Here is a 16525-nt window from a genome sequence, read left to right on the forward strand (position 1 = left end):
GAATTATTTTATTTCCATAATTTTATACCACCAAATCAAGAATTAAAATAATATGGAAAATAATCAAGACCTGACAGATCTTCTTGCCTTGGATCTGGGTATTAATATTGTTGACAGAAGGCCTTATGCCAAGGAAGTTTTCAAATGGCAGGATATGGACCTTCTTCCCCATTCGTCCGTAGATACGCTGCTTTGCGAGATTTTCGAATGGAATGGAAGAAACTGGAGAACTACCGGAAATAATCTTATAGGATTCCTGTTTTCAGGAGATGTTCTTAATACGGTAAAGGAGCAGCTAATCAATACACCTAAACATCCTGCACTGATCCCTGATTTTGAATTCACAAAAGAGAGCATGGTTGAATATGGCCTGTCGCTCCCTTCTTTATTCAATATCGGAGTAAACGGCAACATTAAAAATGCCAAAAGCTTTTCAGTGAGGGTAAACGGCGTAACCAAATCCAGGGTAACAAACATTGATTCTCCAGGAATTGAAATTCTTAAAAATTATTCTCTGTTTACACAAAGTAAATCTAAGACCTACAGAAAGAACATTAAGTTCAATTATTTGAGCACTTCCCTCTTTTATGCTGAAAGTGTAGAGATTTTTCTTGAAAAAGAGTCGGGAGTTGGATTAGACGTGAGCTTTCAGACACAGAATGTAGATGTGGATGCTAAAATAGATACGGATACCAAGAAGCATTTTGTCTTAAAATACTCCGGAAACCAAGCTCCTTTTGCAGCAAAATTCACTAAAGGAAAAGATTTCAATATTATGTGACAAATTTTTATTATCTTAGTTTTACTAACCTATAAAATATTTGTCATGAAAAAATTAACGAAAAAACAACTCAAGAACATCAACGGTGGAAATATCAGATTTCCTGATGCAAACGGTAATTGTCCCTCAGGATGGTACCTTTGCCCAACCAATGTCTGTGTCAATGACAACGGTGGAGAAAATCCCATAACACCTTCAAGTCCTTATTATACAGCTTGTTTCGGATAAAAAATAAAAACACCTCAAATTGAGGTGTTTTATTTTTAACAATTTTCTATTTATTTAAAATCATTGCAGCTTCTTTCGCAAAATACGTAAAGATCATATCTGCTCCAGCTCTCTTGAAGCAGGTAAGGCTTTCAATAATTGTTTTATCATTATCCAGCCATCCATTCTGTGCAGCTGCTTTTACCATGGCATATTCTCCACTCACATTGTAAACTGCTATCGGAAGATCAATAGCTTCACGAACTTTAGAAACGATGTCCAGATAAGGAAGGCCTGGTTTGATCATAATGATATCAGCTCCTTCATCAATATCTTTGAATACCTCATTCAAAGCTTCACGGGAATTGTGAAAATCCATCTGATAGGTCTTTTTATCTTTCGGAATTTCCATATTGTCTTTCGGTGCACTGTCCAGAGCACTTCTGAAAGGTCCATAGAAAGAACTTGCATATTTTGCAGAATAACTCAGGATTCCTACATCGGCAAATCCGCTTTCCTCTAAAGCTTCACGAATTGCCAGTACTCTTCCGTCCATCATGTCGCTTGGCGCCACAATATCTGCTCCGGCTTCAGCATGGGATACAGACATTCTTGCCAGTGCATCATTGGTAGCATCGTTCACGATCTTTCCGTTTTCAATGATCCCGTCATGACCGTAGATCGAATAAGGGTCTAAAGCTACATCAGGCATCACAATCATTTCCGGAACTGCATCTTTGATCGCTTTGATCGTCTGCTGCATCAGTCCGTCTTTGTTCCATGCTTCTTTTCCTGTATTGTCTTTCAAATGTTCTGATACTTTCATATACAGATTGACAGATTTTACACCCAAAGAAAATAACTCCTTACATTCCTTTACCGTTAAATCTATACTCCTCCTGAAAATCCCAGGCATCGACGGTATCGCTTCTTGTTGATTTCCGCCCTCCATTACGAAAATCGGCATTACAAAATCATCAGTTGTAAGGGTATTTTCTCTTACTAAACTTCTGATAGATTCATTAACTCTAAGTCTTCTATTTCTTGAATGTATCATTTTGGAATACTTTTTGAATAAGTTTCTACAAATTTACTACAACTTATATAAAAAACTATTGTATAGAATTGTAGAATTGTTTATTTTTGTTTTAATACATTCGAGAAATTATAATTTGATGAAAAAACTTTTACTTTTATTTTTATTTATAGGCGCTTTCGTTGGGTTTTCCAATAATATACAGGCACAGTTGCGAGAGCCGGGTTCCATCACACAGAAGTCTGATGACGGCGTATTGGTTGCCTACCCAAATCCTGCAAAAGATTTCCTTCTGATCAAAGCAAAAGATTCTGCCTTAAAGATCAAAAGTGTAACCTTTTATTCAATTTTAGGAACACAGGTAGCTAACTATTCTGTCAACATGAATTCCGGAGAAATCAATATTGAAAAACTGAAACCCGGGAAATATCTGATCCGCTATATTTTAAGCGATAATACCCAAAAGGTTACTCAAATTGTAAAACAATAAAATTAAATCCTGATAATCATCAGGATTTTTTCTTTTGCATCAGTTCTGCCTTAATATTTCCGTAACTTTAAGGACTTTTTATACTCATTGTTAAAAACAATTTAATGCTTAAAGCTGAACATATCAGAAAGACCTATAGTGCCGGGAAGAAAGTAGCATTGGATGATTTCAGCATCCATGTACCACAGGGCAGTATTTACGGTCTTCTAGGCCCGAACGGAGCCGGAAAAACTTCCTTTATCCGTATCATCAACCAAATTACCCAGGCGGATTCCGGAGATGTATTCATTAATGGAAACAAGCTTAATCCCAGCCATATCAGAGACATCGGTTATATGCCCGAAGAAAGAGGGTTATATAAAAACATGAGCGTGGGTGATCAGATCCTTTATTTCGGGGAACTGAAAGGGATGAGCAAAAGTGATGCTCTGAACGAAGCCAAGAAGTGGTTTGAAAAACTGAATATCGATCAGTGGTGGAAAAAGAAACTTTCAGAACTTTCAAAAGGGATGGCACAGAAGATCCAGTTTGTGGTAACAGTTCTTCACCGTCCGCATCTTCTGATTCTTGATGAACCCTTTTCAGGTTTTGATCCGGTAAATGCCAATTTAATTAAAGATCAGATCATTGATCTCAAAAATAACGGAACGACGATCATTCTTTCTACACACAGAATGGAAAGTGTTGAGGAAATGTGTGATTATGTGGCGCTGATCAACAATTCTAAAAAAATTATCGATGGAAGGGTCTTTGATGTAAGAGAAAAATTTAAAAAAAATATTTTCGGAGTCACTCTTTCTGAAGTAGATGAAACCAAGTTTGAGAATTTTAAAAACAGCCATAATATTTTTAATTTTTCTAATGAAAATAACCTGGTTTCTTTTGATCTGAAAAATGAAAGCGGGCAGAACGATATCCTTCTGGATCTTGTGAATGTAGGAAAAGTAAGGTCATTCGACGAAAGAATTCCAAGCATGAATGAAGTGTTTATTAATGCCGTAAGTAATCATTCTTAATTTTATGAACAATATTTTTTTAATTACAAAAAGAGAGTTTCTTACACAGGTTAAGAAAAGGTCCTTCATTATATTAACGCTACTCGCACCTATTTTACTGATTGGCTTTGGAGCAGTGATCGGATTAATGTTTAAAGCCAACGAATCTCACAGCATTATTGAAGTTGTGGATAGAAGCGGACTTTTTAAAGATCAACTGAAATCTAATGATAAACTGAATTACATATTTGTTTCTGCAGCGGATGAGAAAGCGAAGATCAATAACCTGAAAGACAATGAATCCCTGGATGGTATTCTGATCCTTCCTGAGCTGAAAGATCATGACTATACCGGACTTGAAAACGGTACAAGACTTATCGTAAATGCCAAAATGGGCTTTGATACGAAACAAAAGATCGTTTCTGATATTACAGATGTGATCAAAAAGGAAAAAATCAAGCAGCTTGGTATTGAAGAAAGCCAGCTGAACAGTCTTGACAAAGGCTTTACTTTAAAAACCATTAATGTTTCTGATAACAATAAGGAAGATTCTGATCTTGCTTTCGGTGTAAAAAGTGGCTTAAGCATCCTTTTGATGTATGTCACTTTTATGTTCATCATTATTTACGGTGTAAGAGTTATGAGAAGCGTTCTTGAAGAGAAAAACAACCGTGTGGTTGAGATTATTATTTCATCTGTCAAGCCGTTTGAACTGATGATGGGTAAGATATTAGGAGTAACTCTGGTCGCTTTGACACAGTTTCTGATCTGGATCTCTATGTCTGTTATAGGTGCATTGGTTTTAAATACAGGATTTTCTTCTTTCCAAAAGAACATTCCGGGAGGCAATGAAGAGATTGCCAACAAGCTGGATATTGCCCAGATTGCAACACAGGTTTCACACAGTTTACTGGAATTAAATTTTCCGTTGATTATTTTTGTATTTATCGTATTTTTCCTTTTGGGATATATTTTCTACAGTTCAATCTATGCAGCCATCGGTTCTGCAGTAGATAATGAAACGGAGACTCAGCAGTTCACTTTATTTGCTATTTTACCGCTTACGTTGGGAATGTATGGAAGCTTCTCCCTGATGAACAATCCTGACGGTCCATTAGGCTTTTGGCTGTCTATTATCCCGTTTACTTCGCCAGTTGCGATGATCGCAAGAATACCGTTCGGGGTTCCTGCATGGCAGATTGCTTTGTCTATTGTATTATTGCTGGGAACTACCATCCTTATGATATTCCTTGCTGGAAAAATCTACCGTGTAGGGATTTTGATGTATGGAAACAAAGCAACTTTAAAGGAGATCTGGAAGTGGATCAGAGGATAAGCCTAAAAAGTTTCTTTTGTCTTGAAATGAACCAAAAATTCAAAGCTGGAATCTTCCACTAAAAATTAAAACTTGCTTCTAAAATTCCCAAAACCCGTGTGGACCTACTGCTGCTTTGTCTCAGTATTTTACCCGCAATCAAACAGTGGAAATTTTTAACAGATCTGGATTTAATTTTTTTAATGCTACAGCTTCCCAGGTCATAATGAGTTCAGCGACAACTTTTAGTGATAAAAAACAAAAATCCCGGAAATTTAAATTTTCGGGATTTTTTTATCATTGAATAACTCGTTATTCTATTTGAAAATATAGCTTAAGCTTAAGCTGATCACTTGCTCAGACTTGCCTTTAGTAGTACCTCCTTTTTCTTTTGCAAGATCAGGATAAGTATCTGAAAGACCAAGGTCATATTTAAGAGCCAGTTCCAGCTGTCTCTTATAACTGTATCCTACACCTAATCCCAAAGCAAAGTTAAAGCTTGATGCTTTTCCGCTTACTGACGGATATAAAGGATCGGTAACATCCGGGTCATAATATGGTCTGCTTACCGGAGGATTTTTAACATTCTGGCTCATCAAAAAGTTAAATCTTGGCCCTATCATTCCAAAGAATTCAGATTCTGCTTCAGAAAAATATCCTTTAAAATAAACAGGTACGCTCAGATAATTGTTACCATATACTGCATCATAACCATCTTTTCCTTTAGACTCTTTATCTTTACCGGTTTCTCCTGCACCGTAATACACGACTTCCGGCTGTAAAAAGAACTGGTTTGCCTTCCCGATCGGGATAAGAGCCAAAGCTCCACCTTGGAATGCGAATCTCGGACCAGAAGGGTTATGGGCATTTCTTACTCTGGAGTAGTTACCTCCTGCCGTGACACCAAATCTTGTATTTGCAAAGTCGATCTGGGCAAACGACAGAGTTGAAAGGGTCAATGCTGAGGTTAATAAAAATTTTTTCATATGTTTTGTTTTTGTATGTTTTATCCTAGAACTTTTGCAACAGTAACACCAATATCTGCAGGAGAGTCTACAACGTTGATTCCGTTTTCTCTCATGATCTGCATTTTTGCCTGAGCAGTATCTTCATCACCTCCTACGATAGCACCAGCGTGTCCCATAGTTCTTCCTTTAGGAGCAGTCTGTCCGGCAATAAATCCTACAACCGGTTTAGTAGATCCGCTTGCTTTATACCATCTTGCAGCTTCAGCTTCTAATCCACCACCGATCTCACCAATCATTACTACCGCTTCAGTTTCAGGGTCGTTGATGAATAATTCCAAAGCTTCTCTTGTCGTAGTTCCAATGATTGGGTCACCACCAATACCGATTGCTGTAGAAACACCGTAACCAGCTTTTACAACCTGATCAGCAGCTTCATAAGTAAGAGTTCCTGATTTTGAAACGATACCTACTTTACCTTTTTTGAAAACGAATCCTGGCATGATACCAATTTTAGCTTCTTCAGAAGTAATGATTCCCGGACAGTTTGGACCGATTAATCTGCAATCTCTGTCAGCGATGTAAGATTTTACTTTCACCATATCTGCTACAGGAATACCTTCAGTAATACATACGATAACTTTGATCCCTGCCTCAGCAGCCTCCATAATCGCATCAGCAGCGAATGCAGGTGGTACGAAAATAATACTTACATTGGCGCCAGCTTTTTGAACGGCATCAGCTACTGTATTGAACACAGGCTTTCCTAAGTGCTCAGATCCTCCTTTTCCTGGAGTAACCCCTCCTACTACGTTGGTTCCGTATTCAATCATCTGGCCCGCGTGGAAAGTACCTTCGTTCCCTGTAAATCCTTGTACAATTACTTTAGAATCTTTGTTTACTAAAATTGACATTTTATTGATGTTTTAATTTATTTAAATATTTTATTAATGCTCACAAATTTACTTATTTTTCTTTGATTTTGGACAAAACCAAGTGAATAGTTTATTTGAGATTTCTCAGCTTTACTTCTTTTTTCAAATAGCCTTTGAAATCTTCTGCAAACATCCCAATGTACGTTCCTTTTTTAAGATCTCTGTTCACTCCTGTTTTACCAAGAATAACGGATCCGCTTTCAATTTTATTACCGGAAGCGATACCAACCTGTCCCCAAAGTGTCACTTCATCTCCTATGACACAACATCCGGCAATTCCAACCTGTGATGCAATAAGGCATTTTTTCCCGATAACGGTATCATGACCTATTTGAATCTGGTTATCCAAAACTGAACCCTCCCCAATTACGGTAGAATCTGTAACACCTCTGTCGATCGTACAGTTATTTCCGATCTCTACATTGTTTTCAATAATGACATTTCCTACGGAGATCAAACGGTCAAAATTTCCGTTCAGTTTTCTGTAATAGAAAGCATCCCCGCCCAATACGGTTCCGGATTGGATAATAACATTATCCCCAATCTCGATTCTGTCTCCGATCACCACGTTAGGGAAGATAAGGCTGTTTTTCCCAATCTTTACATTGTTTCCAATGACTGCTGAAGAGTGAATTCTGGTTCCTTCTCCTATTTCAACATCGTGAAGCTCTTCGGTGAAGTTGTATATTCTTGTAAAATGAGTATTAATCTTATTGAAGTCTCTGAAAGGATCATCAGAAACCAGAAGTGCTTTTCCTTCCGGACATTCTACCTTTTTGTCGATCAGAATAATTGTCGCTGCAGAATTCAGTGCTTTATCGTAATATTTCGGGTGGTTGACAAAAACAATGTCACCCGGTTTAACCATGTGGATCTCATTGGTTCCCAGAATTTCAAAGTCTTCAGGACCAACAAATTCTGAGCCTATTAAATCGGCAATAGTTTTGAGCTTTTGTGGAGAATGGAATCTCATAACAATTGATTTTCTTATAAAAACAAAATTCGGACTGCTAATGCAAACCGAATTTATGTAAATTTAATGATTATTTTACTCTTTCTAAGTAGCTGCCGTCTTCTGTACTTACTTTAATTTTGTCTCCCGGCTCGATGAATAAAGGAACCATTACTCTAGCTCCCGTTTCAACAATTGCATTCTTAAGAGCATTGGTTGCTGTATTCCCTTTTACTCCCGGATCAGCTTCCACTACTTCAAGATAAACAGATTGAGGAAGTTCGGCAGAAAGCGGCGTTTCATCAGCTTCTTTTAAAATGATCGTCACTTCTTCTCCTGCTTTCATGAACTGTGAGTTTTCAATCATTTCTTTGTTCAGATATAATTGAGAGAAATCATCGTTATTCATAAAGTGGAATCCGTTCTCATCATCATAAAGATACTGGAACTTTCTTGTGATCACTTTAACTTCGTCAATTTTATGTCCTGCAGAAAAAGTATTATCAATCACTTTCCCATTAGTTACTGACTTTAATTTTGTTCTTACGAAAGCAGGTCCTTTCCCTGGTTTTACGTGAAGAAATTCTATTACTTTAAAAATATCGTTACTGTACTCAATGCAAAGTCCCTTTCTGATATCGTTGCTTGTTGCCATTAATTTATGTTATCTTTTTATTTTTAGTTTTTTGACTCAGGTAAAGTTGCCCTTTAGCTGCTAATTACTTTCCTTGGTTGTTCCGTATCCTTTTACAATACCTCTTGGAGAATTTTGGATAAACTGAAGGATCTCATCTCTTTCAGCGGTTGGAAGCATTTCTTTTTCAATATAAGTTACGGCTTGCGAAACGTTCATTTTCATTTGGAAAATAGTTCTGTAGATCTTTTGGATCTCAAAAATTTTCTCATTAGTAAATCCTCTTCTTCTCAAACCTACAGAGTTGATTCCTGCATAAGACATAGGTTCTCTTGCAACCTTTACATAAGGCGGAATATCTTTTCTTACCAAAGTTCCTCCGGAAATCATTACATGCTTCCCTATTTTACCGAACTGATGCACAGCACTAAGACCTCCCATTACAGTATAGTCTCCGATTTCTACGTGCCCTGCAATACCGCAACCGTTTACAATGATAACGTGATCTCCGATAACACAATCGTGTGCAATATGGGACGTTGCCATGATAAGGCAGTTTTTACCTATTTTAGTAAATCCAAGAGCTTTTGTCCCTCTGTTTACAGTAACACACTCTCTGATCGTAGTTTCATCACCAATAATTACCTGAGTATCTTCACCATCAAACTTTAAATCCTGGGGAATCGCAGAAATTACCGTTCCGGGAAAAATTCTGCAATTTTTACCTATTCTTGCTCCATCCATGATGGTAACATTAGGACCAATCCAAGTTCCTTCTCCGATTTCCACGTCCCCTGCAATTGTAGTAAAAGGTTCTACAATAACATTTTTGCTGATTTTCGCGCGTTTATCTACGGCTGCTAATTGATGAATCATTTAATCAACTTTATTTTTTGCAACTTGAGCCATTAATTCTGCTTCTACTGCTACAGTATCTCCCACATATCCGTATCCCTGCATATGAACAATTCCCCTTCTTATAGGCTCTATCAATTCTATTTTGAAAATCATAGTATCCCCGGGAACTACTTTTCTTTTGAATTTTACTTTATCAATTTTAATGAAATAAGTAGAGTAATTTTCAGGATCCGGAACGCTGGCCAGTACAAGGATACCTCCTGTCTGTGCCAAAGCTTCCACTTGTAATACTCCAGGCATTACAGGCTCTTTAGGAAAATGGCCTACAAAGAAAGGCTCATTCATGGTAACATTTTTCAGACCTACCACGTGGGAATCTGAAAGTTCAAGAATTTTATCGATCAATAAGAACGGAGGTCTGTGCGGCATAAGACGCATAATTCCATTGATATCAAAAACCGGCTCTTTGGTTAAATCAAAATCCGGAACATTTTTTTTCTTCTGCAATTTCCACTGGCGGTTCAGTTTTTTCGCAAATTGAGTGTTCACAAAGTGTCCAGGCTTATTTGCAATTACTTTACCTTTTATTTTTACTCCTGCCAATGCCAAATCACCAATTACATCGAGTAATTTGTGTCTTGCGGCTTCGTTAGGATAGTTTAACGTAAGATTATCAAGAATACCGTTCGGTCTGATAGAAACATTATCTTTTCCGAATGCTTTTTTCAATTTTTCTGTAGTGTCGGGTGTAAGATCCTTATCCACATACACAATAGCGTTTGATATATCCCCTCCCCTGATCAATCCGTGATCCAAAAGCATTTCCAGTTCATGCAAAAAGCTGAATGTTCTGGCAGATGAGATCTCGTCTTTAAATTCTGAAATATTTTTAAGAGTAGCATTTTGAGTACCCAAAACTTTGGTTCCAAAATCTACCATGGTAGTCACTTCGTAGGTATCTGAAGGAATAATGGTAATTTCTGATCCTGACGCAGGGTCTGCATAGCTCAGTACTTCTTTGATTACCAAGTATTCTCTGGCAATATTCTGTTCTGCTATTCCTACACTTTCGATAGCTTCAACAAAGAATTTTGAAGATCCATCTAAAATTGGAGGCTCGGAGGCATCCATTTCAAGAATGGCATTATCAATATCACATCCCACCAACGCAGCCAAAAGGTGCTCGCAGGTAGTAATTTTTACACCTAATTTCTCTAATGTTGTTCCTCTTTCTGTTGCTACTACATAATTAACATCAGCTTCTACTTGAGGATGTCCCTCTAGATCTGTTCTTACGAACACAAAACCTGTATTTTCTTTAGCTGGTTTAATGGTAAGTTTTACTTCTTTACCAGTATGAAGGCCAATTCCAGAAAGTGTTACTTCTTTCTGGAGTGTTTTTTGCATATCACTCATTAGTTTTATCTTTTGAGATATCCTCAAGATTATTTATTCTCTTTACAATTTCAGTGAAATTTCTGAAATGGACATAATTTCTAAGATAGTCATTGTAGCTTATCGCCGGGGAACCATACAATGTTTCTTTATCATTAACACTGGAATTCACACCACTCTGGGCCTGAATTTTCACCTGATTCCCAATTTTGATATGGCCAACCACTCCTACCTGTCCACCGATCTGGTTCCAGTCTCCAATTGTAGTAGACCCTGCAATTCCGGCCTGTGCCGCAATCACATTATTTTGCCCGATCTTCACATTATGGGCAATTTGGATCAGGTTATCGATTTTTGTTCCTTTTCCTATAATAGTGGAACCAATAGTTGCTCTGTCGATACTACAGTTGGAACCGATCTCCACATCATCTTCGATAATAACGTTTCCTAGCTGAGGAATTTTTTTGAATCCTTCAGCAGTAGGCTGAAAACCGAATCCGTCACCGCCTACAACCGTATTGGAATGGATCACACAGTTGTCCCCGATAATACAGTAGTCATAGATTCTGGCTCCGCTGTCGATCTTACAGTTTTTACCGATCTTAACTCCTTTACCGATATAGACCTGCGGATAAATCTGCGAACCTTCTCCAATCTTAGCTTTCTCTGAAACATAGGTAAATGCTCCGATATAGGCCTTTTCTCCGATCACGGCAGTCTCATGAATAGAAGAACCGGTTTCGATTCCCTCTTTTCTTCCCTGCATTTCCTGATACAGATTCATTAAAACCTGAAAAGAAAGGTAGGCATCCTTTACAACAATTAAGGTAGGATTATAATTAACTTTATCTATAAGTTTTTCCGAAACAATAATTACGGAGCATTTTGAGGTATTTAAAAAATGGGAAAATCGATCCTGTGCTATAAAAGAAAGATGTCCTGATTCACCATTCTCAATTGGTGAAACCCCTGTAATAACCGTACTTTCGTCGCCTATTATTTGTCCGTCAATAAAACTTGCAATTTGCGAAGCTGTAAATTCCATATTCTGCAAAGATAAGAAATTCTGTAATTCGCAAACATTTTTTGATTTTAGGAACGTGAATTTTAAGATTATTTAAGATATTATGTGGGAAATATCTCTTGGAAATGTAAGAATATACCGGGCAGTCTTGTGTACCATAAGCCCGGACAATAACTGGTCCTGTGACTCTTCCAATCTAATCTTTTTACCGTTTTTCTGGAGTAAATAAATCGGCTGCTTTTTAGTGTCATAAGGCAGTAATTTTCTTTTAATCTCGTGTACAAGCTCTTTTCCGTTATTGATTCCGAAAAATTCATTGGTATTTTTTATTTTTTCCTCAATAAACTTCCGTTTGAAAGGATGTGTCGAGATAACCGTTTTCGGAAGGTTTCTCTGGATCACGCATTTGCACCAATAGGAAAGAATAAAGTCCTCCGAATCCTGCCAGGATTTCATCGCATGAATTATATCATTGTCATCAAGTTGCGTAAATCTATAAATATCTTCATCGGTAGCAGAACTTTTCCCGCGGTTTAGAAAATACTTCAGATTGTCTCCTGCAGGGAGATCCATTCCTTCAGAGATCAGATATTTTGCTCTTTCCAGGATTTTAACCAGAAGAAACTCTGCCAATGCTGAAGTTTTATGATAATATACCTGCCAGTACATAAACATTCTGGCAGTCAGGAAATTTTCAATGGAGTAAACCCCTTTGGCATCGATAACCAATTCGCCTTCGCTGCAGACATTCATCATGGAAATAATCCTTTGGGTATTGATATTTCCTTCAGAAACACCTGTGAAAAAGCTGTCTCTGTTCAGGTAATCAAGTCTGTCCACATCAAGCTGGGAAGAAATGAGCTGATTGAAAAATTTCCTGTGATATTTCCCCTGAAACATTTCGATGGCTACAGAAAGCTGACCTTCAAATTCTTCATTTAACTTATTCATCAGTAATAAGGAAAGTTTCTCATGGTGCCAGTCGTCCATCAGCATATTTTCCAATGCGTGAGAGAAAGGTCCGTGCCCAATATCATGCATAAGGATCGCAAGCATGGCTCCTTTTTCTTCTTCCTCGGTAATTTTAACGCCTTTCTGACGCAGGGTTTCCAATGCGGTAAACATCAAATGCATCGCTCCCAAAGCGTGATGAAATCTTGTATGGGTAGCTCCCGGGAATATCAGATTGAGAAGCCCGGTCTGACCAATCCTGCGCAACCTCTGAAAATAAGGGTGTTCTATAACGTCAAATAAAATTTCGTGTGGGATTCTGATGAAACCATGAACGGGGTCGTTGATGATCTTAAGCTTATTCTGCATTGAAACTTTGGTATTAGTAAACAAAGTTAGGGATTTTAAATTTTAAGCATAATTAAATTCCTATTAAAGAATTCGAACGTTCCAAAACATACTATACACCTTGTCTCTGAAATAATTAATTGCGGTATTTGGGTCTTAGCTTTTTCAACTACAGATCCATTAATTTTACGCAGATGTTTTCGCCATATTCTGTTTTAAAAATATATCTTTGATAGCATAAATAACCATTCCATTTAATGAGAAAGATTTCTCTTTTCGTCTTATTTTTTTTCTGTTTATCTTTTTCTGCACGGTCTTTATCAGAAACCCAAAAGCTGGAATCGCTCTGTAAGGTCTGGGGATTTTTAAAATATTACCATCCTCATGTTGCAAAAGGGGATTTTGATTGGGACAAACAGCTTTTTGAGAAAATTGATGAACTTGACCATATTCAAGATAAGGCTCAGCTTAACGAATTATATTCCAAATGGATCAGCAGTCTGGGAAAAGTTGATGAATGTAAAAAATGTTCGAAGGAAGATAAAGAGAAGGTATATTTTCTGAGAAATTTTGACCTGAGCTGGGTTGGTAATCGGAAAATATTCACTCAAGAGGTAAGCCAACAGCTGCTTTTTATTCAAAAGAACAGGAATTCAGGCAGCAGCCATTATTTTGGAAAAGGTGGAAAAAAGGTTTATTTTAAGAATGAAAATTCATATGGTTCAAAATTTACCTCAAAAAAGACCAGTCTTTTAGAACTTTTCAGATATTGGAATTTTGTAGAATATTTTTTTCCGTACAAATATCAGACAGACGAAAACTGGAATGATGTTTTAACTGAGATGATCCCTAAATTCCTGACGGTCGATAATGATGAAGATTATCATGTGACCCTCGCAGAGCTTGTCGCAAAAACTGATGACTCTCATGCCTTTTTACATTCACCATTGATCAATGCCAGTCAGTATGGGATGAGAAAAGTTCCGGCAGAATATGTCTATGCGGAAGGAAAGCTGGTCGTAATGAGGGTCAGTAAAAATAAATTCAACGAAGAAATACCTCTGAAAACCGGTGATGTAATTTACGATATTGATGACCGGACAATTCCTCAGATGGTCAACAGTTTTGGAAAATATGTTCCTGCTTCCAATTCCTGGGGAAAGATTTTAAAGGTAAAAAACCTTTTTCTTTTCAGTAATAGGGATTCTACTACCTTAAAAATAGAGCGTGACGGGCAAAATCTGGTTGTTAGAGCAAAAACTTATCTTCTCAAAGATATTATCCGGGAAGCACCACCTGTTCAGCAGAAATGGAAGTTTCTGGATAATGACAAAAAGACAGGTTATGTAAATATGGGCAGTATTGAGAAAAGTGACCTGGACACTATGTATAAGGATTTAAAATCTGCAGAGTCTATCATTTTTGATCTCAGGAATTACCCTAAACAGACCATTTTTCCTTTAAGCAGGATGATTCTTCCGGAAAAATCAATTTATTATCAATTTAATTTCCCGGAGACCAATTATTTGAGTAAATTTTATAGCGCAAAAAACAGCATCGGCAGAAAGAATCCGGATTATTATAAAGGGAACGTGGTTGTTTTGGCAGATGAAAACACACAGAGTCAGGCTGAAACGACCGTCATGATGCTTAAACAGCATCCAAAGGCTAAGATAATAGGGAGCCATACTTCAGGAGCTAATGGTGATATTATCAGATTTAAAATTGCGGATCTGGATACCTGCTTTACAGGACTTGGAGCGTATTATCCTGATGGAAGGGAAACACAGCGGATAGGAATTATCCCTGACATTATCATAAAACCCACTGTGAAGGGTGTACAAGAAGGAAAAGACGAGGTTCTGGAAAGAGCTTTGGATTATATAAAGACCGGTTTCTAAACAAATTGAGTATCAGTATTAATGAGCCTAATTTTCATTTAACTAATATTTAACTTTTGTTGTCTCTAATTTGTGAGAATTTAAAAGGAATTGGTCAACATTTTGATGCTATAACCATGTAAAAAAATAAATTATGTCGGAAAAGATATTATGGATAGATGATGAAATAGATTTACTCAAACCCCATATCGTATTTTTAGAAAAAAAAGGTTACCAGGTAACCCCTGTTAACAATGTAAATGAAGCTCTGGAACTAATGGATTCGGAGAAATTTGCATTAACACTTATTGATGAAAACATGCCCGGTATTTCGGGATTGGAAGCCATTCCCATGATCAAGGAGAAGGATAATTCTTTAAAGATCGTGATGGTGACAAAAAGTGAGGAGGAACATATTATGGAAGAAGCCATCGGATCTCAGATTGCGGACTACATTCTAAAACCGGTAAATCCCAACCAGATTTTATTGTCATTGAAAAAGAATCTCCAGGAGGATAATCTTGTAGAGCAGAAAACAATTCTTCAGTACCAGCAGGAATTCAGAAACCTGTCTATGGAACTTTCTTATATCAGAACTTACCAGGAATGGGCAGAATATTATAAGAAAATCCTGAGCTGGGAAATTAAATTTGATAAGGTAGCGGATAACGAATTTTCCGATCTTCTGCAATCACAGAAAGAGGAAGCCAACATTCAATTTGCCAAATTCATTGAAAAAAATTACGAAAGCTGGCTTACAGATCCAGATAAGCCATTAATGAGCCACACGCTTTTTAAAGAAAAAGTAAAGCCTGAAGTAGAGAAAGAAAAAGTTCTTCTTCTTATGGTGGATAATCTCCGCTTTGACCAATGGAGGGTTATTGAGCCATTATTCACAAAATACTACAATAAAATATCGGAAGATTATTATTACAGTATTCTTCCTACAGCCACTCAATATGCAAGAAACTCTTTCTTTGCAGGACTGATGCCGTCTGAAATTGAAAAGCGTTTTCCGGATAAATGGTTCAATGATAATGAAGAAGGGAATAAGAATGAGTTTGAACGCGATTTTCTTGAAGACCAGATGAAAAGAATCGGTTTAGGATCTAAATCCATGAAATATCTTAAAGTCCTGAATGCAGATTTTGAGCGAAAGATTTATGATGATTTCAACCAGCATAAGAACAATGATCTTCTGGTAATTGTTTACAACTTTATTGACATCCTTTCTCACGCTAAAACAGATAATCATATTGTAGACCAGCTGATCCGTGATGATAAAACATTCAGATCTCTTACACTTAACTGGTTCGAGAATTCATCATTGCTGAAGATTATCAAAGCAGCTGCAGAAAGCGGATATAAACTTGTGATCACCACAGATCACGGAACAGTATACGTTAAAAAACCGAGCAAGGTAGTCGGAGACCGTGAAACATCAACAAATATCCGTTATAAGACCGGAAAGAGTTTAACTTATGACGACAGTGATGTATGGGCTGTTACCAACCCTGAAAAACTATTCCTTCCAAAAGGAAATTTAAGTTCAAAATATATTTTTGCAAAAAACAATATTTTCCTGGCTTATCCAAAAAATTACAATCACTTTGTGAATTACTATAAAGAGACTTACCAACATGGAGGGATCTCATTGGAAGAATGTATTATTCCTATCAGCATTTTAGAACCCAAGTAGTTTTTTTCATAGTTTATTTAAATTTTGGGTTTAAGGCGGCAAAAATCGAATGATTTTTGC

16 protein-coding genes are annotated in these 16525 nt (G+C 37.1%); 7 read left to right on the top strand and 9 right to left on the bottom strand.

The genetic code is table 11. From position 1 onward, the window contains the following. Positions 1-52 precede the first annotated feature (52 nt). Entirely contained in the window at positions 53-781 is a 729-nt protein-coding gene (locus tag J2T03_RS16930) for a hypothetical protein (RefSeq protein ID WP_306843420.1), read from the top strand. Positions 782-826: 45 nt separating this feature from the next. Beyond that, entirely contained in the window at positions 827-1009 is a 183-nt protein-coding gene (locus tag J2T03_RS16935; RefSeq protein WP_306843418.1) for a bacteriocin, read from the top strand. A 46-nt stretch (positions 1010-1055) separates the two neighbouring features. Here J2T03_RS16935 and hemB read toward each other — a convergent pair whose 3' ends face one another. Then, positions 1056-2045, bottom strand: a complete 990-nt coding sequence (gene hemB / locus J2T03_RS16940) for a porphobilinogen synthase (RefSeq protein ID WP_306843416.1) — start codon at positions 2043-2045, stop codon at positions 1056-1058. 118 nt (positions 2046-2163) lie between these two features. Here hemB and J2T03_RS16945 point away from each other — a divergent pair, with 118 nt between their 5' ends. The 3 genes from J2T03_RS16945 to J2T03_RS16955 all read left to right on the top strand — a co-directional run bounded on the left by J2T03_RS16945 (position 2164) and on the right by J2T03_RS16955 (position 4845). Beyond that, positions 2164-2514 (top strand): T9SS type A sorting domain-containing protein, encoded by a 351-nt coding sequence (locus J2T03_RS16945; protein ID WP_306843414.1) that lies wholly within the window; start codon positions 2164-2166, stop codon positions 2512-2514. Positions 2515-2618: 104 nt separating this feature from the next. After that, positions 2619-3530, top strand: coding sequence for an ABC transporter ATP-binding protein (locus J2T03_RS16950; RefSeq protein WP_307212875.1), 912 nt, complete (start codon positions 2619-2621; stop codon positions 3528-3530). Positions 3531-3534: 4 nt separating this feature from the next. Further along, positions 3535-4845 carry an ABC transporter permease gene (locus J2T03_RS16955; protein ID WP_307212878.1) on the top strand — a complete coding sequence of 437 codons (1311 nt, stop codon included), beginning with the start codon at positions 3535-3537 and terminating at the stop codon, positions 4843-4845. A gap of 296 nt (positions 4846-5141) precedes the next feature. Here the strand turns inward: J2T03_RS16955 and J2T03_RS16960 are convergent, their stop codons facing one another. The 8 genes from J2T03_RS16960 to J2T03_RS16995 form a co-directional block, all read right to left on the bottom strand. Next, positions 5142-5810: a porin family protein gene (locus J2T03_RS16960; protein ID WP_306843410.1), complete on the bottom strand. Its 669-nt coding sequence runs from the start codon at positions 5808-5810 to the stop codon at positions 5142-5144. Between the two features lie 20 nt (positions 5811-5830). Then, positions 5831-6703 (bottom strand): succinate--CoA ligase subunit alpha, encoded by an 873-nt coding sequence (gene sucD / locus J2T03_RS16965; RefSeq protein WP_111956630.1) that lies wholly within the window; start codon positions 6701-6703, stop codon positions 5831-5833. A gap of 91 nt (positions 6704-6794) precedes the next feature. Then, complete coding sequence (locus tag J2T03_RS16970) at positions 6795-7697, bottom strand: UDP-3-O-(3-hydroxymyristoyl)glucosamine N-acyltransferase (protein ID WP_307212884.1); 903 nt, start codon at positions 7695-7697, stop codon at positions 6795-6797. Between the two features lie 70 nt (positions 7698-7767). Next, positions 7768-8331: an elongation factor P gene (gene efp / locus J2T03_RS16975; RefSeq protein ID WP_040997887.1), complete on the bottom strand. Its 564-nt coding sequence runs from the start codon at positions 8329-8331 to the stop codon at positions 7768-7770. 60 nt (positions 8332-8391) lie between these two features. After that, positions 8392-9186 (bottom strand): acyl-ACP--UDP-N-acetylglucosamine O-acyltransferase, encoded by a 795-nt coding sequence (gene lpxA / locus J2T03_RS16980; RefSeq protein ID WP_111956625.1) that lies wholly within the window; start codon positions 9184-9186, stop codon positions 8392-8394. Further along, positions 9187-10584, bottom strand: a complete 1398-nt coding sequence (locus tag J2T03_RS16985; protein WP_306843401.1) for a bifunctional UDP-3-O-[3-hydroxymyristoyl] N-acetylglucosamine deacetylase/3-hydroxyacyl-ACP dehydratase — start codon at positions 10582-10584, stop codon at positions 9187-9189. Beyond that, complete coding sequence (gene lpxD / locus J2T03_RS16990; RefSeq protein WP_306843399.1) at positions 10577-11608, bottom strand: UDP-3-O-(3-hydroxymyristoyl)glucosamine N-acyltransferase; 1032 nt, start codon at positions 11606-11608, stop codon at positions 10577-10579. Before lpxD ends, J2T03_RS16985 begins: the two co-directional genes overlap by 8 nt. Before the next feature lie 72 nt (positions 11609-11680). Further along, positions 11681-12907 carry an HD domain-containing protein gene (locus tag J2T03_RS16995; protein WP_307221114.1) on the bottom strand — a complete coding sequence of 409 codons (1227 nt, stop codon included), beginning with the start codon at positions 12905-12907 and terminating at the stop codon, positions 11681-11683. Positions 12908-13143: 236 nt separating this feature from the next. On the opposite strand from J2T03_RS16995, the gene J2T03_RS17000 reads away from it, so the two are divergent. Together J2T03_RS17000 and porX are read left to right on the top strand one after the other, a co-directional pair. Then, positions 13144-14787, top strand: a complete 1644-nt coding sequence (locus tag J2T03_RS17000) for a S41 family peptidase (protein WP_307212885.1) — start codon at positions 13144-13146, stop codon at positions 14785-14787. Between the two features lie 133 nt (positions 14788-14920). Continuing rightward, entirely contained in the window at positions 14921-16465 is a 1545-nt protein-coding gene (gene porX / locus J2T03_RS17005; RefSeq protein WP_111956614.1) for a T9SS response regulator signal transducer PorX, read from the top strand. Positions 16466-16525 lie beyond the last annotated feature (60 nt).

This window comes from Chryseobacterium lathyri, assembly GCF_030812195.1.
GTDB classification, from domain to species: domain Bacteria; phylum Bacteroidota; class Bacteroidia; order Flavobacteriales; family Weeksellaceae; genus Chryseobacterium; species Chryseobacterium lathyri_A.